20 protein-coding genes and 1 pseudogene are annotated in these 25,788 nt (G+C 30.6%); 8 read left to right on the top strand and 13 right to left on the bottom strand.

The genetic code is table 11. The features are described from left to right. Nucleotides 1-4 precede the first annotated feature (4 nt). The gene (locus DAD81_RS03220; protein WP_111706803.1) at nucleotides 5-1,045 is read left to right on the top strand and encodes a metal-dependent transcriptional regulator; all 1,041 of its coding nucleotides are present in this window, start codon (nucleotides 5-7) and stop codon (nucleotides 1,043-1,045) included. Beyond that, nucleotides 1,026-3,234, top strand: a pseudogene (gene feoB, locus DAD81_RS03225) (ferrous iron transport protein B). Before DAD81_RS03220 ends, feoB (DAD81_RS03225) begins: the two are co-directional and overlap by 20 nt. Before the next feature lie 99 nt (nucleotides 3,235-3,333). On the opposite strand, the gene DAD81_RS03230 reads toward feoB (DAD81_RS03225), so the two are convergent. The 4 genes from DAD81_RS03230 to DAD81_RS03245 all read right to left on the bottom strand — a co-directional run bounded on the left by DAD81_RS03230 (nucleotide 3,334) and on the right by DAD81_RS03245 (nucleotide 6,554). Beyond that, nucleotides 3,334-3,456, bottom strand: a complete 123-nt coding sequence (locus DAD81_RS03230; RefSeq protein ID WP_111706804.1) for a FeoB-associated Cys-rich membrane protein — start codon at nucleotides 3,454-3,456, stop codon at nucleotides 3,334-3,336. Then, complete coding sequence (gene feoB, locus DAD81_RS03235; protein ID WP_111706805.1) at nucleotides 3,456-5,567, bottom strand: ferrous iron transport protein B; 2,112 nt, start codon at nucleotides 5,565-5,567, stop codon at nucleotides 3,456-3,458. The genes DAD81_RS03230 and feoB (DAD81_RS03235) overlap by 1 nt, the downstream gene beginning before the upstream one ends. Before the next feature lie 10 nt (nucleotides 5,568-5,577). Beyond that, entirely contained in the window at nucleotides 5,578-5,802 is a 225-nt protein-coding gene (locus DAD81_RS03240) for a FeoA family protein (protein WP_111706806.1), read from the bottom strand. Between the two features lie 74 nt (nucleotides 5,803-5,876). Then, nucleotides 5,877-6,554 (bottom strand): SCO family protein, encoded by a 678-nt coding sequence (locus DAD81_RS03245; RefSeq protein ID WP_111706807.1) that lies wholly within the window; start codon nucleotides 6,552-6,554, stop codon nucleotides 5,877-5,879. Between the two features lie 162 nt (nucleotides 6,555-6,716). Here DAD81_RS03245 and rseP point away from each other — a divergent pair, with 162 nt between their 5' ends. Next, on the top strand, nucleotides 6,717-8,036 hold the full coding sequence (gene rseP / locus DAD81_RS03250) for an RIP metalloprotease RseP (RefSeq protein WP_111706808.1): 1,320 nt from the start codon (nucleotides 6,717-6,719) through the stop codon (nucleotides 8,034-8,036). 26 nt (nucleotides 8,037-8,062) lie between these two features. On the opposite strand, the gene DAD81_RS03255 is transcribed toward rseP, so the two are convergent. The 5 genes from DAD81_RS03255 to hypA all read right to left on the bottom strand — a co-directional run bounded on the left by DAD81_RS03255 (nucleotide 8,063) and on the right by hypA (nucleotide 12,188). Then, the gene (locus tag DAD81_RS03255; RefSeq protein ID WP_111706809.1) at nucleotides 8,063-9,742 is read right to left on the bottom strand and encodes a sulfatase family protein; all 1,680 of its coding nucleotides are present in this window, start codon (nucleotides 9,740-9,742) and stop codon (nucleotides 8,063-8,065) included. A gap of 43 nt (nucleotides 9,743-9,785) precedes the next feature. Continuing rightward, on the bottom strand, nucleotides 9,786-10,625 hold the full coding sequence (locus DAD81_RS03260) for a sulfurtransferase (RefSeq protein WP_218939664.1): 840 nt from the start codon (nucleotides 10,623-10,625) through the stop codon (nucleotides 9,786-9,788). Nucleotides 10,626-10,674: 49 nt separating this feature from the next. Further along, entirely contained in the window at nucleotides 10,675-10,932 is a 258-nt protein-coding gene (locus tag DAD81_RS03265) for a HypC/HybG/HupF family hydrogenase formation chaperone (RefSeq protein ID WP_111706811.1), read from the bottom strand. A 111-nt stretch (nucleotides 10,933-11,043) separates the two neighbouring features. Further along, nucleotides 11,044-11,835 carry a hydrogenase nickel incorporation protein HypB gene (gene hypB / locus DAD81_RS03270; RefSeq protein ID WP_111706812.1) on the bottom strand — a complete coding sequence of 264 codons (792 nt, stop codon included), beginning with the start codon at nucleotides 11,833-11,835 and terminating at the stop codon, nucleotides 11,044-11,046. Nucleotides 11,836-11,846: 11 nt separating this feature from the next. Beyond that, nucleotides 11,847-12,188: a hydrogenase maturation nickel metallochaperone HypA gene (gene hypA / locus DAD81_RS03275; RefSeq protein WP_111706813.1), complete on the bottom strand. Its 342-nt coding sequence runs from the start codon at nucleotides 12,186-12,188 to the stop codon at nucleotides 11,847-11,849. A gap of 385 nt (nucleotides 12,189-12,573) precedes the next feature. Here hypA and hypF point away from each other — a divergent pair, with 385 nt between their 5' ends. From hypF to hypE, 3 genes are all read left to right on the top strand, one after another. Next, nucleotides 12,574-14,826 carry a carbamoyltransferase HypF gene (hypF, locus tag DAD81_RS03280; protein ID WP_111706814.1) on the top strand — a complete coding sequence of 751 codons (2,253 nt, stop codon included), beginning with the start codon at nucleotides 12,574-12,576 and terminating at the stop codon, nucleotides 14,824-14,826. 122 nt (nucleotides 14,827-14,948) lie between these two features. Then, the gene (gene hypD / locus DAD81_RS03285) at nucleotides 14,949-16,037 is read left to right on the top strand and encodes a hydrogenase formation protein HypD (protein WP_111706815.1); all 1,089 of its coding nucleotides are present in this window, start codon (nucleotides 14,949-14,951) and stop codon (nucleotides 16,035-16,037) included. 3 nt (nucleotides 16,038-16,040) lie between these two features. Then, nucleotides 16,041-17,066 (top strand): hydrogenase expression/formation protein HypE, encoded by a 1,026-nt coding sequence (hypE, locus tag DAD81_RS03290; protein ID WP_111706816.1) that lies wholly within the window; start codon nucleotides 16,041-16,043, stop codon nucleotides 17,064-17,066. A 10-nt stretch (nucleotides 17,067-17,076) separates the two neighbouring features. Here hypE and DAD81_RS03295 read toward each other — a convergent pair whose 3' ends face one another. Next, entirely contained in the window at nucleotides 17,077-18,663 is a 1,587-nt protein-coding gene (locus DAD81_RS03295) for a hypothetical protein (RefSeq protein ID WP_111706817.1), read from the bottom strand. Nucleotides 18,664-18,844: 181 nt separating this feature from the next. Between DAD81_RS03295 and DAD81_RS03300 the strand changes: the two genes are divergently transcribed. Beyond that, on the top strand, nucleotides 18,845-21,103 hold the full coding sequence (locus DAD81_RS03300) for an alpha-L-fucosidase (protein ID WP_111706818.1): 2,259 nt from the start codon (nucleotides 18,845-18,847) through the stop codon (nucleotides 21,101-21,103). A gap of 234 nt (nucleotides 21,104-21,337) precedes the next feature. Here the strand turns inward: DAD81_RS03300 and DAD81_RS03305 are convergent, their stop codons facing one another. After that, nucleotides 21,338-22,039, bottom strand: coding sequence for an urease accessory protein UreH domain-containing protein (locus DAD81_RS03305; RefSeq protein ID WP_111706819.1), 702 nt, complete (start codon nucleotides 22,037-22,039; stop codon nucleotides 21,338-21,340). A gap of 166 nt (nucleotides 22,040-22,205) precedes the next feature. Between DAD81_RS03305 and DAD81_RS03310 the strand changes: the two genes are divergently transcribed. Continuing rightward, on the top strand, nucleotides 22,206-23,618 hold the full coding sequence (locus DAD81_RS03310; protein WP_111706820.1) for a S8 family serine peptidase: 1,413 nt from the start codon (nucleotides 22,206-22,208) through the stop codon (nucleotides 23,616-23,618). Between the two features lie 105 nt (nucleotides 23,619-23,723). On the opposite strand, the gene DAD81_RS03315 is transcribed toward DAD81_RS03310, so the two are convergent. Further along, complete coding sequence (locus DAD81_RS03315; RefSeq protein ID WP_111706821.1) at nucleotides 23,724-24,899, bottom strand: DUF4861 domain-containing protein; 1,176 nt, start codon at nucleotides 24,897-24,899, stop codon at nucleotides 23,724-23,726. A 22-nt stretch (nucleotides 24,900-24,921) separates the two neighbouring features. Next, nucleotides 24,922-25,764, bottom strand: coding sequence for a 5-dehydro-4-deoxy-D-glucuronate isomerase (kduI, locus tag DAD81_RS03320; protein ID WP_111706822.1), 843 nt, complete (start codon nucleotides 25,762-25,764; stop codon nucleotides 24,922-24,924). Between the last annotated feature and the right edge of the window lie 24 nt (nucleotides 25,765-25,788).

A 25,788-nucleotide genomic window follows, 5' to 3' on the forward strand; every position in this document is an offset into this window, starting at 1 on the left:
TATCATGACAAACCCAGTAACATCTTTAGTTATATTTGGAATTGTAGTGTTTCTCCTTTTCCTAATATTTTATCCGAAAAATGGAATTTATTGGAGAGTAAAAAGAAGTCTTGAAGACGATACTAAAACGCTAATTGAAGACATTCTTAAAAAATTATATCATGCTGAAGATAATGGTAACAACCTAAACAGCAACGACATAATAAACTCTTTAAATAGCAATCCTAAAAAAGTATTGGAAACTATTGCCGAAATGAAAAACAAAGAACTAATAAGTTTTGAAAACGGTGATATAAGATTAAACGAATTAGGAATGGACTATGCGCTTAGAATAATAAGAGTTCATAGATTGTGGGAGAAATACCTTTCAGAAAAAACTGGTTTCGACAAAAAAGATTGGCACGAAATAGCTGAAAAAATGGAACATCAAATAGATTCCAATCAAGCAAAAGAATTAGCTATTGATTTAGGAAATCCAAGATTTGACCCACATGGTGATCCAATCCCTACAGAAACAGGTGAAATTGAACCAATAAATGGTAAACCGCTTCCTGCATTTTCTGAAGGAACTATTGGACGAATTATACATATTGAGGATGAACCTGAAATTATTTACAAACAAATTTTAGCTGAAGATTTACACATTGGTTCGCATGTTCATATAATTGAAAACAACAAAAAAAGAATCATTTTTCATTCTGAAGGTGAAGAATTTATTTTGGCGCCAATTGTTGCAAACAACCTTACTATTTCTGAACTACAAAAGGAAGACATTTCAGAAGAAGCTATTTTTAGACTTTCAAATTTAAAAGAAAATGAACAAGCTAAAATAATAGGAATATCACGCGAATGTAGAGGAGAAACAAGAAGAAGACTGCTTGACCTAGGTTTTGTTATTAACACAAAAATTGAAGTTGATTTAATAAGCCCAATGAGAAATCCTAGAGCATATTTAGTTAGAGACACTTCAATTGCAATACGAAACGAACAAGCCAAATTCATACTAATTGAAAAAATAAAAAATCATGCAAAAAGTAACATCTAGTGCTTGTGAAGGCTGTGACTTAAATAAAGCTTCAAACTTAAAAAAACTTGGAATAAACATAGATAACAACAACTATGTAGTTGCACTTGCAGGAAATCCAAACACTGGAAAAAGTACTGTTTTTAATGCATTAACGGGGTTAAAACAACATACTGGAAATTGGCCAGGAAAAACAGTAACTCGTGCAGAAGGTGGGTATAGCTACAATGATAAAAAATACAAATTAGTTGATCTTCCAGGAACATATTCGCTACTTTCTACCTCACAAGATGAAGAAGTTGCTAGGAACTTTATACTCTTTGGAAAACCAGATGTAACTATTATTGTAGTTGATGCTAGCAGATTAGAACGTAACCTAAATTTAGTTTTGCAGATATTAGAAATAACTGATAAAGCTGTATTGTGTTTAAATTTAATGGATGAAGCAAAACGCTTGCAAATTGATATTGATGACAGAACTTTAGCCCGAGATCTTGGAATCCCTGTTGTACCAACAAGTGCAAGATCTAAAGAAGGAATACCGGAGTTATTACAAACTGTACATCAAGTTGCAACTGGAGAAATTAAATGCAAACCTCATCGTATAAAAAATATTCCAAAAAACATAAACAACGCAATTGAAAAATTGCGTTTAGAAATAGAAACAGAGTATCCAAATGTACCAAACAGTAGATGGATAGCACTACGTTTATTAGATGGAGATGAACGGATTATTGAAGCTGTAAAAACAGGTGAATTTATTACTGAATAATTAATTTTTTTGATTAGAAAAGACAATGAAGACAAACAAAATATTAAATACTAGTAATGACTTAAGATGGCAGATTGGTGAAGGGTTTCATGATAAATTAACTGAAGGGATTTATTCTGATGCGGCAACAATTGCTCAAAATTCGGTACAAAAAAAGGGCGATGAAAAACGCTTTAGATTTGATCGAAGCTTAGACAAAATTGTAACTAGCAAAATATGGGGATTTCCGATAATGATACTTATTCTTTCTGTTGTTTTATGGCTTACCATAATTGGAGCAAATTACCCTTCAGGCTTATTAGCTGATTTATTAATAGGAACCGTTTATCCTTGGTTAAAAAGTATAGGAGAATCCTTAGGATTTTCATGGTGGTTAAGTGGTTTTTTGTTTGATGGTGTATATCTAGCTCTGGCATGGGTAATTGCCGTAATGCTACCCCCAATGGCCATATTTTTTCCGCTTTTTACTTTGCTTGAAGATTTTGGATATTTACCTCGTGTAGCTTTTAATTTAGATCATTTATTAAAAAAATCTGGAGCACATGGAAAACAAGCCTTAACTATGAGTATGGGTTTTGGTTGTAATGCAGCAGGGGTAATTGCCACAAGAATAATTGATAGCCCAAGAGAACGTTTAATTGCAATTATAACAAATAATTTTTCTTTATGTAATGGTCGTTGGCCAACACAAATTTTAATTGCATCTATATTTATTGGAGCATTAGTTCCTGAAAATTTTGCAGGTGCAGTTTCAACACTTGCAGTTATAAGTATTGCCTTATTGGGTATCTTTTTCACGTTTATGGTTTCTTTATTTTTATCAAAAACAATGTTAAAAGGAGAAGTATCTTCTTTTACTTTAGAATTACCTCCATATAGACCGCCAAGATTTTGGAAAACTATTTACACATCTTTAATAGATCGTACATTAATTGTTTTATGGAGAGCTTGTGTTTTTGCAGCTCCAGCAGGTGCGGTTATTTGGTTAATTTCAAATATTGCTATTGGAGATTCTAACATTGCCAACTGGTTAATTGTACATTTAGATGGTTTTGGACTTCTTTTAGGATTAAATGGTGTAATCTTATTAGCATATATTGTTGCCATTCCTGCAAATGAAATTGTTATACCTACTATTCTTATGCTAACCGTAATGACAGCTTCAATTACCGGAGTAGGAAGTGGAGATGGTGTAATGTTTGAATTGGAATCTGTTTCAGCAACTGGAGACATCTTAAAAGCTGGAGGTTGGACCTTACTTACAGCCATTAATTTAATGTTGTTTAGTTTACTGCACAATCCATGCAGCACAACTATTTATACTATTTATAAAGAAACAAAAAGTATTAAGTGGACTACCGTTGCTAGCATATTACCAATAATATTAGGGTTTATAGTTTGTTTTATTGTAGCCCAAGTATGGAGAATAATGGTATAATACTACATTTTATAAAAATTGAAAACTGATTTAAGATAAAACTATTAATCTTATACTCAAGCTGATATTAAATTATTTTAGTATCAGCTTTTTTATTGATTAATTTTTGCAACTCCCACAACCCGGACCACAATTATCATCTTTTGTAGATTTAAAGAAATACTTTTTAACTAAAAAACCAATTGCTAATCCCAGCGCTATGTATACTAAAATATCTTGCATTAACTAAAAATATTAAAAACTATTACAGCCGAAACATAAGCTAAAATCCCCATTCCAAATAACTGAAGCATTGGCCATTTCCAACTATTAGTTTCTCGCTTAACAATTGCCAAGGTACCAACACATTGCATTGCAAAGGCATAGAATATTAATAAAGACATTCCCGTTGGAAAATTAAACCGTTTTTCACCCGTATCCGGATTTATCTCAGCTGCCATTCGCTCTTTTATAGTACCTGTATTTTCACCATCGCTATCAACATTATAAATTGTTGCTAAGGCACCAACAAAAACTTCACGAGCAGCAAAAGAACTAATTAAAGCAATACCAATTTTCCAATCATAACCCATTGGTTTAATAACAGGTTCAATTGTTTTCCCCATATAACCAATATAAGAGTTCTCTAATTTATATGAAGCAATTTTCTTTTGAAGCTCTTGAGGATGAAGCTCTGAATTTTCAACCTTATTAGTAACAATTTCTTCGGCATTTTTAAATGATGAAGATCCGTTTGATGCTAAAAACCAAAGTACAATTGAAAGCGCTAAAATAATTTTACCTGCTCCAAAAATAAAGGCTTTTGTTTTTTCAACAACTTCGTATAAAATATTTTTAATTGAAGGTAATTTATAATTTGGCATTTCAATTACAAATAAACTTTTACTCTTAATTTTTAAAACATTATGCAATAAAATTGAAGATGAAATAGCTGCTGTAAAGCCTAACAAATACATGGCCATCATTGTTAAACCTTGCAAATTTAAAAATCCAAAAATTCTTTTATCAGGAATAATTAATGCAATTAAAATTGCATATACAGGTAAACGCGCGGAACAAGTTGTAAATGGAACTACTAAAATTGTTATTAAACGCTCTTTCCAACTTCCAATATTTCTTGAAGCCATAATTGCTGGAATTGCACAGGCAGTACCCGAAATTAACGGTATAACACTTTTACCACTCATTCCAAATTTTCGCATTATTTTATCCATTAAAAAAACTACACGGCTCATATAACCTGTTTCTTCAAGAATGGAAATAAATGTAAATAAAATAGCTATTTGCGGAATAAAAATTATTACACCTCCAATACCAGGAATAACTCCTTCAGCAATTAAATTTGTAAAAGTTCCTGGAGGCATTACTGATTTTGTCCAAGAACTCAAATTTGCAAAAGCAGTATCAATTAAATCCATTGGGTACGTTGCCCAATTAAAAATACCTTGAAAAATAAACAACAAAATGAGTGCAAAAATCACATATCCAAAAATCTTATGGGTAAGCACTCTATCTAAAACACCTCTTAAATCTGTTGCCTTAGATTTATCTACATTAAAAGTATCTTTTAAAACATCATTAATTATTTGATATCTAAAAATTGTTTCTTTATGTTGATAACGCTTAATGCATTCTAAATTTTCTCTAAATTTTAAAACTAATTTTTTCTCATCTTCAGTTATAAAATCAAATTCCTTTTTTTGGGTAATAAGCAACCAAGACTTATATAAAGGAAACTCTGGAAACGCTTCCTTTAACTTAGAAAAATATTCTTTATCTATTTTAATTGAAATATCTCCAACTGGTGTTATATCAATATTTTTATAATCTAAAATAGCTTCTTTTAAATCTCCAATCCCAATTTTTTTTCGGGCACTAGCAAGAACTATTTTAGTATTAAGTTGTTTCTCTAATTTTTGTACATTTATATGAATACCTTTTCTATTCATTTGGTCAATCATATTGATTACCAAAATTGTAGGTATTTTTAAATCTTTTAATTGTGTAAAAAGGAGTAAGTTTCTTTTAATGTTTTCAATATCTACAACCACAACAATTACATCCGGAAATGCATCACCTTCTTCATTTAACAAGGTATCTAAAACCAAAGTTTCATCTAGTGATGTTGGATTAATGCTATATGTTCCTGGTAAATCGGTAATTTCCGCCTTAACAGATTCATTTAATTTACAAAATCCTTGTTTTTTTTCTACAGTAATACCTGGGTAGTTTCCAACCTTTTGTTTTAAACCTGTAAGTTGATTGAATAATGAAGTTTTTCCTGTATTGGGGTTTCCTATTAAAGCAACTTTTACGACATTGTCATTAGTCATTACTTTAAAATTACTTAACTATAGTTATTTTTTCTGCAGTTTCTTTCCTTATTGCTAAATGACTTCCATTAACTTTAATATATAATGGGTCAAGCATTGGTGCTTTTTGGATTAATTGTACTTCCATTCCTGGCAAACAACCCATTTCCAGCAATTTTAAAGGAATTTTGTCTAAACAAAGTTTTTCAATAAAAGCTGATTCTCCAATTTGTAAGTTTGCAATAGTTTTAAACATTATTAAGACTGATTATAAATAATTTTAAGCAAATATACTAAATTAGAATGATTCTAAACAATGACATTTATCATTTAATCTTTAGAATTATGCTGTAATATTTTAATATCATTTATTAAACGCTTAATATCCTCATTATCAGTACCATCATAAAAACCTCTAATTTGCCTTTTTTTATCAACCAATACAAAATTTTCAGTATGAATAAAATCTTGCAATCCGCCATCACCCTCATCTAACACGGCAAAATAACTCTTTCTTGCCAATTCATAAATATGAGATTTGGGCCCCGTTGTTATATTCCATTTACCATCTATAACACCTTTTTTTATAGCATATTCTTTTAAAACAGAGACACTATCCATTACTGGTGTTACAGAATGTGATAAAAACATAACATCATCATCATTTTTAAAAACTTCTTGTAACTTCCCTATATTAGTAGTCATAATTGGACAAATAGTCATACAACGTGTAAAGAAAAAATCGGCAACATAAATTTTACCTTCATAATCCTTTTGAGTGATAATCTCACCATTCTGATTTATCAATTTAAAATCTGAAACTTTATGATTTCTTCTTATATGAACCATACTTTCATCAACCAGTTTAGGATTAACATCAGCTGGATTGTAAACTGGTAATTGTTTATCCGGAGTTAATAGTGAATAGATTGCATAAATCATTATCACAGAAAAAACGCCCATTATTAAAAGAGTAGGAATCGATTTTTTAAAAAATTTTAAATCCATTTTTATTTCAATTTTAAAAAACAAATTTAATACAAATAGAAATCATAGATGGTTTAGAACTCTAAATCTTTGTTAAAACGCTTAATAACTTATTTAATTGCTTTTTTAAACTGTTTTTAAAACCGTACATTTGTGCGATTTTAGATTTTTGAAAATACATTTATGGAAATATTAATAAAGGCTTCTCAATTTATATTAAGCTTATCATTTTTAATTGTTTTACACGAATTAGGACATTTTATTCCTGCAAAATTGTTTAAAACAAGAGTTGAAAAATTCTATTTATTTTTTGATTATAAGTTTTCTTTACTTAAAAAGAAAATTGGAGATACTGAGTATGGTATTGGTTGGATTCCGTTAGGTGGATATGTAAAAATATCTGGTATGATTGATGAAAGTATGGACACAGAGCAATTGAAACAACCTGCTCAACCATGGGAATTTAGATCTAAACCAGCTTGGCAACGTTTAATAATTATGTTAGGTGGAGTTACCGTGAACTTTATTCTTGGTATTGTTATTTATATAATGATAACTTTCGCTTGGGGAATTGATTTTGTGAAGCCAGAATCAGTAAAAAATGGATTTGCAGTTGACGAAATATTTCAATCTTACGGATTTAAAGATGGTGATAAAATAACAAAATTTAACGGTGAAACACCACTAGATGTTACTGAGGTAAATAAGCATTTATTTATGAGAGGCTTAACTTCTTTAGATGTTATTCATGAAGATGGAAGTACCGAAACAATTGCCATTCCTGAAGATATTGGAAGCATTATGTGGGAAAATGGAGTATTAGAACCTTTTAGAGTTAGAACACTTCCAGTAATTGATACCGTTATAGTTGATTCACCTGCGGAAAAATTTGGAATTTTAAAAAATGACAAAATAATTGCAGTTAATAATACACCAGTAAAATATTGGCAAGATTTTTCAAAAATAGCATCAAATTCAAAAGAAGATAAACTAACGCTTACAGTTGAAAGAAATGGCTCTGAAAAGACTATTTCAATAACTCCTAATGAAAATAAAACTATTGGTGTTTCTAACTACCAACAAAGAGGAGTTACTATAGATCATAAAGATTTTACTTTCTTAGAAAGTATTCCGAAAGGAAATTCAAAGGCTATTTGGATATTGAAAGATTATATTACTCAATTTAAATATGTTTTCACTAAAAAAGGAGCTACAAGTATTGGTGGTTTTATAGCAATTGGAAATATTTTCCCTGCTACTTGGAGCTGGCAAGCATTTTGGGGAATTACAGCGTTCTTATCCATTATGCTAGGATTTATGAATTTACTTCCTATTCCTGCATTGGATGGTGGTCATGTTGTATTTACTTTGTATGAAATAATTACTGGTAGAAAACCAAACGATAAATTTTTAGAATATGCCCAAATCACTGGATTTATTCTTTTAATTGCGTTACTACTTTTAGCTAATGGAAATGATATTGTAAAATTATTTACAAACTAATTCAACAATATCATTTTCGTAATTTACTAAAACTCAGAAGTATCTCTTAATTCCTCCCATTTAGATTTTTCCCAATCTGCTGGTAATGGGAATGATTTTGAGTCTCTAAAATATTTATTAGATAATTCCTTAATAATTTCTGGGTTACTATCAGCTATATTATTTAATTCTCCTGGATCATTTTTAATGTTATATAATTCTATAATAGCTTCACGACCATCCATAAAATCAAGGTAAACACCTTTTTCTAAAATACCTGTATAACGTAATAAATAATCATCCTGAATTACAACCCAAGCCGGAGGAGCAAACTTAGCCTCAGTGTTATGAGTTTTAGCTGATTTATTAATAAGATATCCCCATTTATAAGCTTGCACACCAGACCAAATTAAATAGTCATGAATTTTTCCTTTAGATTCATTCTTAAAAATAGTTTTTAAACTTTTTCCGTCTATATTATTAGGGATTTCTCCTCCTGCAATATCTATAACTGTTGGTAAAATATCCATTGTAGAAATTAACTGACTTGAAACTTCTGCCTTTTTAATTTCTTTTGGCCAATGAACAAAAAACGGAACTCTAAATCCACCTTGATAAAAATTACCTTTGTGACCTTTAAAAGGTGTGTTTGCAGGCAACGGTGAACCTGTTTTGTTTCCATCATATGATCCTCCAGCCATTGCTCCGTTGTCTGAAGTAAAAACAATAATTGTGTTTTCATATTCTTTTTTAGATTTTAAAAACGACACTATTCTTTTCACATTTTCATCAACTCCGTTTATATGAGCGTAAAAATTATTTAGATGTTTAGATTTTGAATTGAATTTCTTGTAATATTTATCTGGTGCTTGCGGCTCAATAGAATCATGTACAGCATGGTAATGCAATTGAATATAAAATGGTTTCTCTTTACTAAAAGATTTATCCATAAAAGCGATAGTCTTATCAGTAAAAACATCTGTATTATAACCTTTTTGCTGACCGTTATATTTATAGTCTTCCCAAACTTTTTTTGAATTATAATAATCACTAGACCAATGGTTGTATCCAAAATAATAATCAAAACCATTTTTTAAAGGATGCTGTTCATTACTTACAGAACCATTAAAACCTAAGTTATTTAGTTGTTTATACAGTTTAGGATGTGTTGTTCTTAAATAGTACATATTTACACTATCATCAAGCCCATTCTCCTTAAGCAAATCACTAATCATAGTGAAATTTTTTCTACCTATGTGCCATTTCCCTATATGAGCCGTTGTATAATCTAACTTCTTAATAGTTTCAGCTAAATGAGTTCCCGGAACCAAACCATCCTTTTCACAGTCTTCATTTGTATATACTCCAAATCTATTCTGGTTTGTTCCTGTAGCAATACCTAATCTAGAAGGTCCACATACATTACTGGTTGTATAAGCCTTGTTAAAAATTATTCCCGTTTTTGCTAATTGAGTAAGTGTTGGAATTGCTTTTTTTGAAAATTCAAGAGATTTCTCCAAAGAATATCCTTGTAAACTATCTACCAAATGCACAAAATAAGGATTAAAATCTTTGGTGGTAATTGTATCATTATTCACTCCAAATTGCCCATAGCCCAAATCGTCCATCATTATAAACAGCACATTAGGATTTTTTATTTTTTCAGGTTTACAACTTACATTTATCACTAATAAAAGAATAAATAACTTTAATAATATTTTGTTCATTTCTTAAATTTTATGAATCAAATATACCTAAAAATCGAATTAGTTATTTCTCTACAACCGTTTCTTTTTCATTTCTAGACCACTCACTCCAAGATCCAATATATAAATTTGGAATATCTAATCCTGCAATTTCAAAAGCCAATAAGGTATGGCAGGCCGTTACACCCGAACCACAGTGTACAATTATTTTTGAAGACTCTCGATTTTTAATAATTTTTAAATAATTTTTCTTTAGTTCTTTTGCCTCCAGAAATAATCCTTCCTTATTTAAATTAGTTGAAAAAGGGATATTTATTGCTCCAGGAATATGCCCCGAAACTAAATCAATTGGTTCAAATTCTCCTTTATATCTCCCTTCTTCTCGAACATCAATTATTAAAGAATTGTGATTTTTAAGATTCTTTTCAACTTCATCAGTAGAAACCAATGAAAGTAACCAATTTGAAAGCTTATATTTTCCTTTTACCTTTGGAAACTCTTCAATAGAATTTATAGGGAAACCAGTATTTTTAGCCATCTGAAATCCCCCATCTAAAACTTGAACTTTTTTATGACCAACAGATTTTAACATCCACCAAAAGCGTGCAGCTGCGTTAGCTCCATTTTTATCATCATACAACACCACATGAGAATCTTTTGAAATACCTAAATTCCCCAATGTTATTGAAAATTCTTCCAAACTTGGTAATGGATGTCTCCCTCCTTTAGCTAAATCAATATTAATGGTTGCTAAATCTATATTAACATCAACAAAAATGGCCTTATTTAAATGATTTTTTAAATAATTATTCTTTGCAAAGGGACCATTGCTAACATCAAAAATTAAAACATTAGGATCTTTATAAATTAATAATAATCCTTCAACACTAATAATTGGAGTCATTTTTTCCATAAGTTAAGCTGTTCTAATTTAAAATAATAAAATATGAGCTCTAAGAATCTTCATCTTCTAATTCGTGGAGTTGGTTTAACTGTTTTAATAGCTCAAATGTTTTTGCAGCCTCTTCTTCATCTATAATTGAAATTGCTGCGCCTACATGTACCAACACATAATCTCCGATAGTAGCTTCAGGAACAAGAGCTAAACTAATTTCTTTAATAATTCCATCAAATGAAACTTTCCCCATTCTAAAAACCTCATCTATTTCATTGGTAATTTCAACTAATTTTCCTGGAATTGATAAACACATAAATTTAAATATTAGATTTATTATTTGCTAACTTAAAGGAACCAGAGTGCTAATAATCAACTAGATTTAATTTATCTTCAACTCTGCTCATCCAGCTAAATATTGAAGTTTTTACATTTCCTCCTTTAACCATTTATACCACTCATTCATTCCATCTCCATTTGTTGCGGAAACTTCAAAAAATAATAAATTAGGATTTACTTGTAACGCATAATCCTTTAATTTTTCAACATCAATATTTACATAAGGTAATAAATCCATCTTATTAATAATACAAATGTCAGCAGTGTAAAACATATCTGGGTACTTAATTGGCTTATCTTCACCTTCAGTTGTACTTATTATCACAACACGCTTTTTTTCACCTAAATCAAACATTGAAGGACACACTAAATTCCCAACATTTTCAATCATTAAAACTGAATCGTTTTTCATTTCAAGCTTCTTCACAGCATTATAAACCATATCACTTTCTAGATGACAACCTTTTCCTGTATTTATTTGTACAACTGGAACGTTTAAAGCATCAATCCTATTTGCATCATTTAATGTTTGCTGATCACCTTCAATTACATAGAAAGATATTTCATTTTTTAAGTCTGCTAGTGTTTTTTCTAAAATTGAAGTCTTTCCACTTCCTGGAGAGCTTACTAAATTTAAGGTGAAAATATTTTTAGCTTCAAAATATCCACGATTTCTAGCTGCTAAAATATCATTGTTTTGCAGTACATCTTTCTCCACTTCAATTACACGTTGCTTATGGTTGTGTGAATGACCATGAGAATGATCATGATTGTGCACGTGATTATGATCATGTTCATGATGATGATCGTGATTATGTTCTCCTGGTTTTAAAATAATTGGACCGTTTCCGTCGGTTCCACATCCGCAAGTTCCACACATAATAATTGATTTTAAATTACTTCTAAGCGCTTTATTTTCATCCCTTTACCTTGTGTGATGTTTTTAAAATTACTATTACATTTTATACAAACATCATATATATTTTCCAATTCAAATTCAGTATTACAATTTTCACATATTGCCATACCTTTTATTTTAACAATTTCTAACACTGCTTTTTCAAGTACACTATCTTTTACCGCTGAAGACCAAACAAATTTTAAAGCATCTATTTCTATACCTGACAGTGCTCCTATTTCCAACTCAATTTTAGTAACATCACTGGCATTTACTTTTAAAGTTTCATCTTCAGCAATTTTAACAATACTTGTTGCAATTGATAGTTCATGCATATCTGATAAATATATATCTTCATAAAGTTACAAATTAAAAAAACCTGACACCTTATTTTTAACATTTTTATAAAGGTGTTACTTTAACATAGTTTAAGATAAAAAGACCTTATCTTTAATGGTTATAAATTAAATAGTTACCTTGTTAGTGTTAAATAATTTTGTAAATTTATACGTTCTTTTTTCTAAAAGAATATAAAAAATTATCAGCCCAAAGATGAAAGTAAATTCATTTAACCTCTGTCATAAGTTAAATGAATTTGCTTTTCAATTTATACTCAAATCAAGACACTATAACCTTTCATAAATTTAAGAAATTAAATTATCTTTTACATTGATTTAAAAAAAGCGTAAATTTATATTGAATTTATAAGCTTTTAATTAAATGTTTAAAACCTATAAAATTTCTATTTCTGGTCAGGTTCAAGGTGTAGGTTTTCGTCCTTATGTTTATAAATTAGCTATTGAATTTTTATTAACTGGAACCGTTTCTAATAATGAGGAAGGTGTTATTATTTTTGTTTCTGGTAGTAAAAGTAATATTGAGAATTTATATCAGAAATTAATCAATTCTCCACCTCCAGTCTCCAAAATCCAAGAAAGTTTTATTGAAGAAATTGAAACAATAAATTTTGAAGACTTCAAGATAATTCCTTCTAAAAAAGATAGACAATTAAACTTACCATTAACTCCCGATTTTGCAATTTGTAATGATTGTCAAGAAGAAATAAAAAAGACTAAAAACCGAAGAGTAGATTATGCATTTACAACTTGTGTAAACTGTGGCCCACGTTGGGCAGTAACTCAAACTTTTCCTTTTGAAAGATCCAATACAAGTATAGATTATTTTTCAATGTGCGAAGCCTGTCTGGAAGAATATAAAAACCCCACAAAAAGACGATTTCATTCACAAACAAATACCTGTTCAACTTGTGGAATTCAATTGAAGCTCGTTAATAATTTAGGTGCAGAGATTCAAGTCAAAAATTCAGAATTATTTAAAAAAATAGCCAATTTACTTTCTGAAGGAAAAATAATAGCCATAAAAAACACGAGTGGATATCTATTGTGCTGCAATGCTGAAGATAAAGATACTGTTAACAAGCTTAGAGATAAAAAACATCGGCCAAACAAACCATTTGCTGTTTTATATCCTTCCTTGGAATTCCTTAAAAATGAAGTTGATTTAAATGAGAAACAAATGAATTCTTTAAAATCTGCTGAAAGACCAATTAACATTGTTTCGTTAAAAAGCTATAGAGGAAGTATAGCCTTAAATGAAGTTGCTCCAAACTTAAATCAGTTAGGTGTACTGTTGCCGTACACCGGAATTTTACAATTGTTGGCAAATGAATTAGAGTTTCCAATTGTTGCTACAAGTGGAAATATTCACGGTTCTCCAATTATTAGCGAAAGTGATGAAGCCATTGAAAAACTTAAAAATGTAGCCGATTATTTTTTACAACACAATTTAAAAATAGAGCATCCACAAGATGATTCTGTGCTGAAATTCAGCAATAAATTTCAACAAGAAGTATTGTTTAGGAGATCACGTGGATATGCTCCTAATTATTTAAACGCTAAAATTAATTCTGGAGAGAAAATATTGGCAATGGGAGCGCATTTAAAAAGCACTATTGCATTTTATCCGAATGAAAATTTATATGTAAGTCAGTATTTAGGAAACCTAGATAGTTATGATGTTTACAACAGGTTTACAGAAACTACAGAAAATTTCACACAGTTGTTTGAACAAGAGCCAAAAGTTATTTTGGTAGATAAACATCCATTATATCAGAGCACTCAATTTGGAAAAGAAGTTTCAGAGAAATACAATTCAAAATTAGTTGAGATACAACATCATAAAGCGCATTTTTCAGCAATCTTAGGTGAACATAATTTATGGGGCGAAAAAGTATTGGGAGTTGTTTTTGATGGAACTGGATTTGGAAATGATTCTAACATTTGGGGAGGAGAGTTTTTTAGTTATGAAAACAATTCAATAGAACGAATTGCACAAGTTGAGAATTTTGATTGGTTGTTGGGAGATAAAATGTCTACCGAGCCAAGAGTTTCATTACTTGCGTTAGCTTCAGAAGAAATGAAGGCTGTTTTAGTACAAAAATTTTCACCTTCAGAAATGAAAAATTATAACTATTTAAAATCGCAAAACAAACTTAAAACCTCTTCGGTTGGTAGATTGTTTGACGCTGTAGCTTCACTTTTAAATATCACTGATTTCAACAGCTACGAAGGTGAAGCAGCTATTTTATTAGAAAATTCAATTTCAGATTATAATTTAAGCAATTGCAAATTGTATTGTAAATTGAGTTCAAAAGGATTTTCAGCAAAAGAAATTATTCAAAATATTTATAATGATTTAAAATTGGAAGTTGCAAAAGAGCAAATAATTGTCAATTTTTTATATACGTTGGCAACTTCAATAATAAGTTTTGCTAACCTTAAAGAAATTAAAAACATTGCATTTAGCGGTGGTGTTTTTCAAAATACAACCTTGGTGGATATGTTGTTAGAATTAGCGCCTAAAGAATTAAAATTGTACTTTCATAAAGAATTATCACCCAACGATGAAAACATTTCATTTGGTCAAATAATGTATTATTTAAATGTTAAATGATAGAAGAAATTAAAATATAGAGTTCCCGTCAACCTGAACTTATTTCAGGTTCTCATCATCATTTATGTGTTGTTTGATGAGATTCTGAAATAAATTCAGAATGACGATTATAATTAAAAAGAATGAAGTATTTAAGTGAATATAGAAATTTGGAAGCTACCAAAACCTTGTTAAATGAGCTCCATAAAATCACTACAAAACCGTGGAATATTATGGAAATTTGTGGTGGGCAAACTCACGGTTTGGTGAAAAATGGAATTTTAGAATTATTACCAGAAAATGTGCGAATGATTCACGGTCCAGGTTGTCCGGTTTGTGTAACCCCGTTGAACTTGATTGATAAAGCCATTGAGTTATTAGAGCAAGGAGTAATTGTATGTTCGTTTGGCGATATGATTCGCGTGCCAGGAAGCAAAAAGAGCTTGTTAGAAGCTAAGGCTTTGGGAGGAGACTTACGTATTTTATATTCACCTATTGAAGCTGTTTCAATTGCAAAAAATAACCCAGATAAAGAAGTAGTGTTTTTTGCTGTTGGTTTTGAAACTACTGCACCAGCAAATGCGCTTTCAGTTTTACATGCCGAAAAAGAAGGAGTTGAAAATTATTCGATTTTAGTTTCTCACGTGTTGGTTCCCCCAGCTATGGAAGCCATTTTAGATGATGAATTATGTACTATTGATGGTTTTTTAGCAGCAGGACATGTGTGTGCTATTATGGGAATTCAAGAGTATTATCCGTTGGTTGAGAAATATAAAATTCCAATGGTGGTTACAGGTTTTGAACCGTTAGATTTGGTACAGGGAATTTATATGACCGTAAAACAACTGGAAGCGGGAAAATACAAGTTAGAAAATCAGTATGCGAGAGCAGTTAAGGAAGAGGGAAATACTTCAGCAATAAACGTTATTAAAACCATTTTTGAAGTTGGATCACGTGAATGGCGTGGAATTGGTGAAATTCCAAATAGTGGTTATGTACTTAAAGAAGCTTATAAAAAGTACGATGCTGAAACAAAATTTGGGATTGAAAATATAAAAGTTCCTGAAAATTCAAAATGTATAGCAGGTGAAATTTTAAGAGGAATTAAAAAACCACACGATTGCAGTGAGTTTGGTAAAACTTGCAAACCATCTAATCCGTTAGGTGCTCCAATGGTTTCTTCAGAAGGAGCTTGCGCTGCATATTATCATTTTTCAAATAATACAATCTAAGGTATGAATATAGAAAATTTAGGTTTTGAAACTATTAATTTAGGTCACGGAAGTGGAGGAGAATTAACGCGTAATTTGTTAGATAAAATCATATTTAAAACATTTAGCAATCCATATTTAGATCAAAAACACGATGGTTCTATTGTGCAAATTGACGGTAAAATGGCTATTTCAACAGATAGTTTTGTAATTACACCTATCTTTTTTAAAGGTGGGGATATTGGAGCGTTAGCAGTTCACGGAACTGTGAATGATGTTGCTATGTGCGGTGCTATTCCTAAATATTTATCGTTGGCTTTTATTATTGAAGAAGGAATGAAGGTGTCGGAATTTGTGCAGGTTGTGGAGTCAGTAAAAAAAGCAGCTGATAAAAGTGGAGTTTTAATTATTACTGGAGATACAAAAGTTGTTGAAAGAGGAAAAGGAGACAAGATTTTTATAAATACTACAGGTTTTGGAGCAATGCATCCAAAGGCGAATATTTCAGTTCAAAATATAAATGAAGGAGATGTTATTTTAGTGAACGGATTTATAGCTCAACACGGAATGGCAATTATGAGTGAGCGTGAAGGTTTAGAATTTGAATCTACTATTGAAAGCGACTCAACTAACTTAAATTATTTGGTAAACGATTTGTTAGATGAGTTTGGTGATAAAATAAAGTTATTTAGAGATCCAACTCGTGGTGGTTTAGGAACTGTTTTACACGAATTAGCAAACGATGTTTCGGTGGGAGTAGATTTAAAAGAAATTGATATTCCGTTAGAAAAACAAGTTGCTGCAGCTTGTGAAATGTTAGGTTTAGATCCAATGTATGTTGCTAACGAAGGTGTGTTTTTAACAGTGGTTGACGCTAGTATAAAATATGAAGTTTTAGTGTTAATGCAAAACCATTCCAAAGGGAAAAATGCTGCAATTATTGGTGAAATTACAGATGAACATCCAAACAAAGTTGTAATGCAGAGTCTAATTGGAGGGAAACGAATTGTGAGTCCGTTGGTTGGAGAGCAACTACCTAGGATTTGTTAAGAGGATATTTTTAAAGTTTAGATAGGTGATTACTTAAACTTTCATCACGTCTAAGGTCAAGTTTTTTACGAATTCTAGACCTAGCAACATGTACACTATTAAGTGATATTCCTAAAAGATGAGACATTTCTTTACTATCAAAATTCAGTTTTATTAATGCGCAGTGTTTTAAATCTGTAGTTGTTAATTCAGGATTTAATTTATGGAGTTTCTTATAAAATGTTGTATTCGTTTGAGAAAATCTTAAATGAAAATCATTCCATATCTTTTTATTACTGTGTTTATATTTGCGATTTAATACTTTAAAATTTTCCGGATCATTTATTTTTAAAGACTCCAACAGCTCTTTTACTAAATGTTCTTTTTCAATAAGCTGCAATGCATTTGTAGTTAACTCTTTATTTTTAACCTCTAAAATAGCTTCATTTTTTTCATTTTCTTGGTTTTGTTCTTGAGACATTCTTTTCATTCTAAAAATAAGTCTGAACGTAACAAACCCAATTACCACCAACAATATTAATATTCCAACTAATAATTTTAATCTAAACTTAGCCTTATCGTTTGATTCTATAAGTTTTTCTTGAGCTATAATTTGCTCTTCTTTTTTTACTAAATCTTCCTTATATTTATTTTTAATCTCAAATAAAACTTGATTTTGTTTACTTTGAGTGTTATATAAATTATCTGATATTCTTTTAGATTCTTGAAGTCTTAAAAATGCTCCCTTACTATTGTTTTTCTTTAAATAAGCATTTGCTAATTTTTCAAGAATAATGGGTTTCAATTTTAAATTAGATTGAAAAGAATCTATGGAATTGATAGATTTCTCATAATAGTAAATAGCACTATCACCTTGATCTAAAGCCGATTTCAATTCAGCCAAAAAATAATAAGTGGAAGATTGAAAACCTAACTTTTGTTTTTCGAAAAAAGGCACTAAATTGGTGAAATATTCCTTTGCTTTTGGATAATTTCCTTGTTTGGTATAAATAAAACCATAGTGAGCATCCACAAAATGTAAGCGTTTTTGGGAAGTATTTATTATATAGCAAGAATCAAGATATGGCAATGCTTTTTTATAAGATTTCATTTCAATATATCTAACCGCCACATCTAGATAACTAGATATTAAAGAATCATTACTTTTTAATGTAGTTTTAATATTATGAACAGAAAGGTTATGTGCCATTATTGTATGTTGAAGCGCGATACTATCCTTACCATAGATTCCATATAAAATTCCAAGAATACTATGAATTTCTATAGATGGTTTTTTATTTAAAATTTGGTTAGAAATAGGAAGAACATCAAATAAAAGATCAAAAGCAATTGTAAACTGACCTCGTCTCATTTCTATATCTGATAAGTTGATTGTACATCTCAAATAATTTACTGTATCACCTTTTTTAATAAAATATTCAGCTCCCTCTTTAAAATACTTATATGCATCTTGGGTATTCAATTGAATCATTTTAAAGCGATTCTTTAAATAGTTCTCTTTGGAATAAATGCTATCCTCTTTTGATTGCGCTATTATTCCCGGTAAAAAGAACCGGAACAAAAAAATTAATAATAAATATTTTTTAGCTGAATTCATTAATTTTTCAAGAATGATTTATTTATTATTCAAATATCCGAAAAATATAGTTTGTATTTTAGGTCATACAGCTAAAGTTAAGTTTAAATATAGTTCGTTTTTAAGGTTTAAGCTTGATAGATGGTACTTTTGAAGTATTGAAAAACAGTGATTTAAATTAATCTATAGAAAAGTTAACAGTATGATGAAAAAACTGCATTTATTGAGCTTATTTTTGGTAATTATAGTGGGATGTTCTAATCCTCAACCAAAATTTGAACCAACTGTTGAATCACTTCAGCAGTATGAAACACCTGAATGGTTTAGCGAAGCTAAATTTGGAATATGGGTGTGTTGGAACGCCTATACAGTTCCTGCAGTAGGTGATTGGTATGCGAGGAATATGTACATTGAAGGACATCCACATTACAAATATCATCTTGAAAATTATGGACATCCATCAGAATTTGGCTACAAAGATATTATTCAAAAATGGGATGGAGAGGAATTTAACGCTGAGGAATTAGTTGATTTATTTGTAGATATTGGAGCCAAATATATTGTAGGAATGGCAAATCATCATGATAATTTTGATTTATGGAATTCAAAACACCATTCTTGGAATTCGGTAAACTATGGACCTAAGCGAGATATCATGGGCGAGTTTCAAAAAGCTGTTAGAAAGTATGAAAGTCAAGGAATAAGATGGGGAGTTACCAGTCATGTTGAACGTGCATCTTGTTGGTTTCAAACAAATAAAGGAGCCGATAAAAGTGGAAAGTACGCAGGTATTCCATATGACGGGAATGAAAAAAAATATGAAGAATTATACCTCCCACCTGATCCAAATGGTGATGTAAAACCAACGCAACCTTCTAAAGCTCCAGAATATTGGAAAGAAAATTGGTTAGCACGTTGCAAAGATTTATTTGATAATTATGATCCTGATTTTTTCTACGTTGATGGTGGAGTACCTTTTCCCGGAGATGACAAAGGTGAAACAGGATTGGAAATGATTTCATATTTATACAATCAAAGTATGAATCGTAATGAAGGTATTAATGAATCTGTAATGTGCATAAAAGATTGGTATAAAAAAGCTCCAAAAGGAGAGTGGGGTTACTATTGGGATGGTATTGCTACATTGAACTTGGAACGTGCTCGACTTCCTCAAATACGAAAAAAACCTTGGCAAACTGACACCTCTATTGGAGATTGGACTTACGTAAAAGATGGAAAGTACCGTTCAGCAAAAGAGATAATTCATGAGCTTATTGATATTGTTTCAAAAAATGGTAACATGTTACTGAATGTAAGTCCTATGTCTAATGGGAAATTAGATGAAAAGGCATTTAATCTTTTAAAGGAAATTGGAACTTGGATGAAAGTTAATGGTGAATCTATATATGGCACAAAACCTTGGCTTACGAGTGGTGCAGGTAATCAAAGAATTGTTAAAAAAGACAATAATTTATTGTATTTGAGTTTAATGGAAATACCAAAAAACAATAAAGTTACTATCCCATATATTGCTTCTCAGAAAGGAAAATCGTTAGGTATAACTTCAATTACGGTTTTAGGTCAAGAAAACAAAAAAATAAATTGGATTTCAGATGAAAACGGCTTGATTCTAAATTTACCCGCCGACATTAAAGATATGCCTGCAATTGTACTTAAAATTCAGGCTGATGGAATTCAAAATTACGATGAAGCAGCGATTATAAAATTGTCCGACCGTACTGAAGAATTGACTAAGTGGTGGGAAAATCAATCTACCATAAAAACAGCAGCAGGCTTTAAAAAAATCACTTGCGATTTCAAAAACAGAATATGGGCAATTAAGAATGATAATTCTTTAATTGAATTAAAAGACGGTAACGAAATTCCATTGGGAATTAAAGCTCAAGACGTTGGAGCAAGTTCCAGCGGCATTGTTTATACTTCATTGGACAGAAGTGTATATCTACATACATTTCGCCCTTTGGAATGGGTAGATTTACCTGATGATAATAATGTGAAAAATTTTACAAGTGAAGATGGGAAAAAGTGGATTCAATTACCAGGTATTAAAGCGACTCGATGTGACATCACTCAAACAGGAACCGTTTGGGTTATCGATAAAAATGAAAAGGTGAATTATTATAATGACCTAGTTTGGAAGATGCTAGATAAAAAAGCTGAAGATATTGCTTGCGGAGGCGGTTGGGTTGGAAGCACAGCGGTAATAAGTAATGGACAGTTAGAAAGTTTCGAAGGAACGCATTGGGAAAATAAAGGAGGGGAAAATTTAATAGCTTTAGATATTTCTATTAATAAGGAGGTTATTGTAACACTTAACAAAAAAGGAGATGTTATACTCTATGATGAAATGGGATCTGTGAAAATTGATGAAAATGAAGCCTACAAGGATATAAGTTGTGGCCTAAGTAATAATATTGAATCCATTTCTCTAAATAAATGAGCGCTTTGATTAATTAAAAAAAGTTTTTCAAATTTGTTACTCTAAAAGTTGGTAAAGAATCTCTCATAAGTAAAAAGAGATTCTTCATTTCAGTTTGCTGCATTAAGAATGACAGTTTGTATCGTCATACCGGTGAAAATAGGTATCTATTTCGTGTCAATTGGTTTTATGCTATGGATTCCTGCCTTCACAGGAATGACAAGTTCGGTGCAATCACTGATAGGTTCGAAATTGTTAATTAGAAAGTGCCCAGTAAATACCAATAACCAAAGCAAATAAGCCACCTGCTAAACGAATTCCTTTGAAAAAAGTATCGTTATGATCTTTTTTAGAGAAATCGGAAATGCTACCAATTACCATTGCAAAAGAAATCATTGCAATTATAGTTCCTATGGCAAAACCTATAATATATTTTATGGAATCAATTTTTGAAGTAAATCCAATTACAGGAAGGAATAATAAAAAGTGAGCAATTCCGGCTAAACCGTGAATAAACCCAACTGAAGTTGAGGCGATAATTCCTTGTTTTAATTTTGGATGCTTATGGTTGTGTTTTCCTTCTGAATTGTGAAGGTGTGAGTGCTTGTGAATTGCAGGGTTTTCTTCCGTATGAATATGAACGTGTTTATGATTTTGCTTTTCTTTAAAAATTTTAAAAAGAATCCAAACTCCTAAACTAATTAATACAATTCCTACAAATTGTTCACTATGTTTTGATATTTTTTCAATAGGAATTAAATTTTTAAAAAACAAAAATAAAACACCAATAGAAAGCATTCCTAATAAATGACCAACACCCCAGAATAAACCAACTTTCCAAGCTTTCTTTTTACTTTCAATTGCAAATGGAGTAACAGCAGCCAAATGATCTGGACCAGATATTACATGTAATATTGCGGCAATAATACCTGCGAATAACGGGAAAATTGTTTCCATTTTAATTTATAGAATTAGTAATTCAATTTACATAAAAATGGTTTCTAAATAAAGAAATAACTAGTTGTTTAGAAACATTAGTCACTTTTCTTTGTCGAAAATAAACTATTTTAAACTTGATTTATATCAAAATATAAACAATTAACAAATTTAAAATCAATTTATTATGAAAAGATTATTATTGTCATTAGTTACAATTTTAGCTCTTGTTTCATGTCAAACAGGAACACTAGATGAAATTATTACAACTGAAGAATCTCTAGATCTCGAAGGTGATTATTCGTTTCTTCAAAGTAAAAATTCTTCCACCAAAAACTCATTTATGGTAATTTCTAAATCTGAAACTTTATCGTATAAGCTGGAAGTATCTATTAAAAAGTATGGAGATATTGTACGTACTATTCCAGAAATTGGAATAGCAATAGTAAGATCTTCAGATCCTAAATTTGAACGAAATGTTTTAAGTATTAATGGTGTGAAATCTGTGGTTCCTGATTTAACTGTAAATTGGTTGGAGCCAATTAACATTAAACCTATGGCAAACCCAATTAGTATAGGTGATGATGATACTTCTTTTAATCTTCAATGGGGATTAGATGCCATTGATGCCCCTGAAGCTTGGAATGCCGGCTATCAAGGAAGCAATACAAAAGTGTTTGTTTTAGATAGTGGTATAGATGCCGAACACCCAGATTTAGCTTCAAATTTAAATACTGAGCTTTCTGCATCATTTGTTCCAGATGAGGATTGGAATATTCAACCTGGGTTGTACTTTAATCATGGGACTCATGTTGCAGGTATTATTGCAGCAGTTGATAATGACCGAGGAATAATTGGTGTTGCGCCAATGACAGAGATAGTTGCTGTTAAAGTTTTATCAGAATATACAGGAAGTGGAGCCTTTAGTGGAATAAATGAAGGAATAGTTTATGCGGCAAATAATGGTGCTGATGTAATAAATATGAGTTTAGGTGCAACATTGAATAAAAATGGTAAATTCTATGACGAAGATGGAAATTATGAAGGTAAAATTCCATCAAAATTTATTCAAGAAATAGTTCAAGCACAACAAAGAGCAATTAATTATGCTTATAAAAAAGGGGTTACAATAATTACCTCTGCAGGAAATTCTAGTATGAATGCTGATGGAAATGGCTCAACAGTTGTATTGCCAGCCGATTTAAATAATGTTATTACTGTATCTGCAACTGCTCCCTTTGCATGGGCGTATGATACTACAACAGATTTAGATGAATTTGCTTCTTATTCAAACTATGGAACTTCATTAGTTGATATTGCTGCCCCAGGAGGTGATTTTGATTCTCCATATGATTACTGGTGGTATGATATGGTTTATAGTACAGTTAGTGAAGGTTATACATGGACAGCTGGAACAAGTATGGCTTCTCCGCATGTAGCAGGTGTAGCTGCATTAATTATTGGGAAAAATGGAGGAGAAATGTCTCCTCATAATGTAGCGAAACAGCTATATAATACTGCTGATAAAATTGATACTAATGGTGCGAGTGATTTTTATGGTAAAGGCCGTGTAAATGCATATAGAGCAGTTACTGAATAAAATTTAAAACTAAAGCCAGAGTTATTAAAATCTCTGGCTTTATATTTTTAAAAACTTAGAACCTCTTTTAGAGGTAATTAAATGAACTTGTCTAGTTATAAAATTTTATTCTAAAATTTCAACAATAAGAGGACTTTTCAATCTCATTGAAAATTCATTTAAATAACTTTCCCACTCTTGCGGGTTTCTAAATTGAGCACTCTTTACCCAACCAAACCCAGCATAATAAATAACTTTATTGTTAACAACATTTAAATTAGCATACGCATTACTTAAATCTTTCTTATCTGTATCATATTTTTCAAAATCAACAAAATATTCTTTAGAAGCCAAAATTGCTGTTCCTAATTCTGAATCGACATGTGGTTGCCAATAGCTAACCCATCCATTTTCATTATTTCCTGAAACCACACCATCTTTTTCATGCAAAGTTAACCCTGCAGAAACAGATGCTGTTCCTGTTAATGAAATTTCAAATTTTGAAAAATTACTTCCCTTATCTAATGATATAATTCTAGATTCTTGTATCGTATTTCCATCAACATCCCAATCATTATAATTTAAATAAAAGCTAGTTCTAATAGGGCCAGTTGTAATGGTTTTCCAATCGGTATAATTTTTTGAAAAATAATAAGAACTATCCTTTTTTATGGCAATACCTCCTACTCCTCTACTTACACCAACATGGAAATTATCCAATCCTTCACCAGTATCTTCGTGATAACTTCCTGTTTTATCAGTGGTTTTTTTATACCATTTATTAATTATTGGATAATCTACACGCTTTAACCACGCATCCACACCACTTGAAAGTGTACCTCCAGGAATATTATCTTCTATCATTTTTTGAGCAGTTGGACCATACACTCTAAATGCAACTTTATCATTTTCCCAAGCGTAATCATCCGTTCTTTCAGGAACAAATCTCGAATAACAAATTTCTTCAGAGATTGGTCTTTCTTCATTTGAAACAGTAATTATTTCAAACTTCTCTTTTGAATTGGCTGCTATTTTTGGTTGAAATAACAATTGATCCATCACTCCATCACCATCAATATCTACCAATTGTGATATTTGAATTTTATTAGAACTATTATTTCGAATTCCTATTGTTGTTAAATCTTCAACCTCTAAAAATTCTTTAGTTAATTCAATAGTTTCAAAAGATCTATCAATATTTAATGTGTTTTCAACCACAATAAACTTTGATTTGCTTTGTTTTGAACAACAAACAAACAATAAAACACTTAGTATTATAAATGTGAATTTAATAAATTTCATTACCAAAAATTAAAAGTTTAAACTATCTCATTTCATTAATTGCACACATATCCATATCGCTATAATCTAGGTTTTCACCTGCCATACCCCAAATAAATGTGTAATTACTAGTTCCTGAACCTGAGTGAATTGACCAAGGTGGAGAAATAACAGCTTCATTATTTGCCATCCAAATATGACGTGTTTCATTTGGTTGCCCCATAAAATGACATACTGCCTGATCTTCTGGCACTTCAATATAAAAATATACTTCCATTCTTCTATCATGAACGTGTGCTGGCATTGTATTCCATACACTACCACTTTTTAAAGTAGTCATACCCATTTGTAATTGACAAACATCAACAACGCTGTTTACAATATATTTTCTTAATGTACGTGCATTTGCAGTTTCAGGAGAACCTAATTCAACAACCTCAACATCATTAATCCCAATTTTTTTAATAGGAAATGCTTTGTGAGCAGGTGTAGAGTTTAAATAATATTGTGCAGGATTAGAAGATGATTTACTTGAAAAAACAACACTTTTATTCCCTTGTCCAACATATAATGCTTCCTTATGGTCCAATGCATATTCAACACCATCAACAGTTACAATTCCAGAACCTCCAATGTTAATAATCCCTAATTCTCTTCTATCAAGAAAATTTTCAGACTTCAAAGTATCTAAAGTTTCTAAAACAAGACTTCCTTTTGTAGGAACAGCACTACCAACCATAAATCTGTCATAATGAGAATACACCCATTTCACTTGGTCAGCAACCATTAAATCCTTTACCAAAAACTCATCCCTTAAGGCTTGAGTATCATATTTTTTTACTGCTTCAGGCCCAGAAGCATATCTAACTTCATAATTTGTATTCATAATTAACTTTTTAATTTCTTCGTA

Origin of the sequence: Lutibacter citreus, from assembly GCF_003260195.1 — a bacterium.
Classification (GTDB): domain Bacteria; phylum Bacteroidota; class Bacteroidia; order Flavobacteriales; family Flavobacteriaceae; genus Lutibacter; species Lutibacter citreus.

What these genes read in the sequence shown, in the direction of transcription:
- DAD81_RS03260 (WP_218939664.1), bottom strand. Translation starts at nt 10,625, where the DNA reads ATGACTCCAATTATTAGTGTTGAAGGATTATTATTAATTTATAAAGAT.
- hypB (WP_111706812.1), bottom strand. Translation starts at nt 11,835, where the DNA reads ATGTGTGGAACTTGCGGATGTGGAACCGACGGAAACGGTCCAATTATT.
- DAD81_RS03240 (WP_111706806.1), bottom strand. Translation starts at nt 5,802, where the DNA reads ATGTTTAAAACTATTGCAAACTTACAAATTGGAGAATCAGCTTTTATT.
- kduI (WP_111706822.1), bottom strand. Translation starts at nt 25,764, where the DNA reads ATGAATACAAATTATGAAGTTAGATATGCTTCTGGGCCTGAAGCAGTA.
- hypF (WP_111706814.1), top strand. Translation starts at nt 12,574, where the DNA reads ATGTTTAAAACCTATAAAATTTCTATTTCTGGTCAGGTTCAAGGTGTA.
- DAD81_RS03245 (WP_111706807.1), bottom strand. Translation starts at nt 6,554, where the DNA reads ATGGATTTAAAATTTTTTAAAAAATCGATTCCTACTCTTTTAATAATG.
- feoB (WP_111706805.1), bottom strand. Translation starts at nt 5,567, where the DNA reads ATGACTAATGACAATGTCGTAAAAGTTGCTTTAATAGGAAACCCCAAT.
- hypD (WP_111706815.1), top strand. Translation starts at nt 14,949, where the DNA reads ATGAAGTATTTAAGTGAATATAGAAATTTGGAAGCTACCAAAACCTTG.
- DAD81_RS03300 (WP_111706818.1), top strand. Translation starts at nt 18,845, where the DNA reads ATGATGAAAAAACTGCATTTATTGAGCTTATTTTTGGTAATTATAGTG.
- hypE (WP_111706816.1), top strand. Translation starts at nt 16,041, where the DNA reads ATGAATATAGAAAATTTAGGTTTTGAAACTATTAATTTAGGTCACGGA.
- DAD81_RS03305 (WP_111706819.1), bottom strand. Translation starts at nt 22,039, where the DNA reads ATGGAAACAATTTTCCCGTTATTCGCAGGTATTATTGCCGCAATATTA.
- DAD81_RS03310 (WP_111706820.1), top strand. Translation starts at nt 22,206, where the DNA reads ATGAAAAGATTATTATTGTCATTAGTTACAATTTTAGCTCTTGTTTCA.
- DAD81_RS03255 (WP_111706809.1), bottom strand. Translation starts at nt 9,742, where the DNA reads ATGAACAAAATATTATTAAAGTTATTTATTCTTTTATTAGTGATAAAT.
- hypA (WP_111706813.1), bottom strand. Translation starts at nt 12,188, where the DNA reads ATGCATGAACTATCAATTGCAACAAGTATTGTTAAAATTGCTGAAGAT.
- DAD81_RS03265 (WP_111706811.1), bottom strand. Translation starts at nt 10,932, where the DNA reads ATGTGTTTATCAATTCCAGGAAAATTAGTTGAAATTACCAATGAAATA.
- DAD81_RS03295 (WP_111706817.1), bottom strand. Translation starts at nt 18,663, where the DNA reads ATGAATTCAGCTAAAAAATATTTATTATTAATTTTTTTGTTCCGGTTC.
- DAD81_RS03220 (WP_111706803.1), top strand. Translation starts at nt 5, where the DNA reads ATGACAAACCCAGTAACATCTTTAGTTATATTTGGAATTGTAGTGTTT.
- DAD81_RS03230 (WP_111706804.1), bottom strand. Translation starts at nt 3,456, where the DNA reads ATGCAAGATATTTTAGTATACATAGCGCTGGGATTAGCAATTGGTTTT.
- rseP (WP_111706808.1), top strand. Translation starts at nt 6,717, where the DNA reads ATGGAAATATTAATAAAGGCTTCTCAATTTATATTAAGCTTATCATTT.
- DAD81_RS03315 (WP_111706821.1), bottom strand. Translation starts at nt 24,899, where the DNA reads ATGAAATTTATTAAATTCACATTTATAATACTAAGTGTTTTATTGTTT.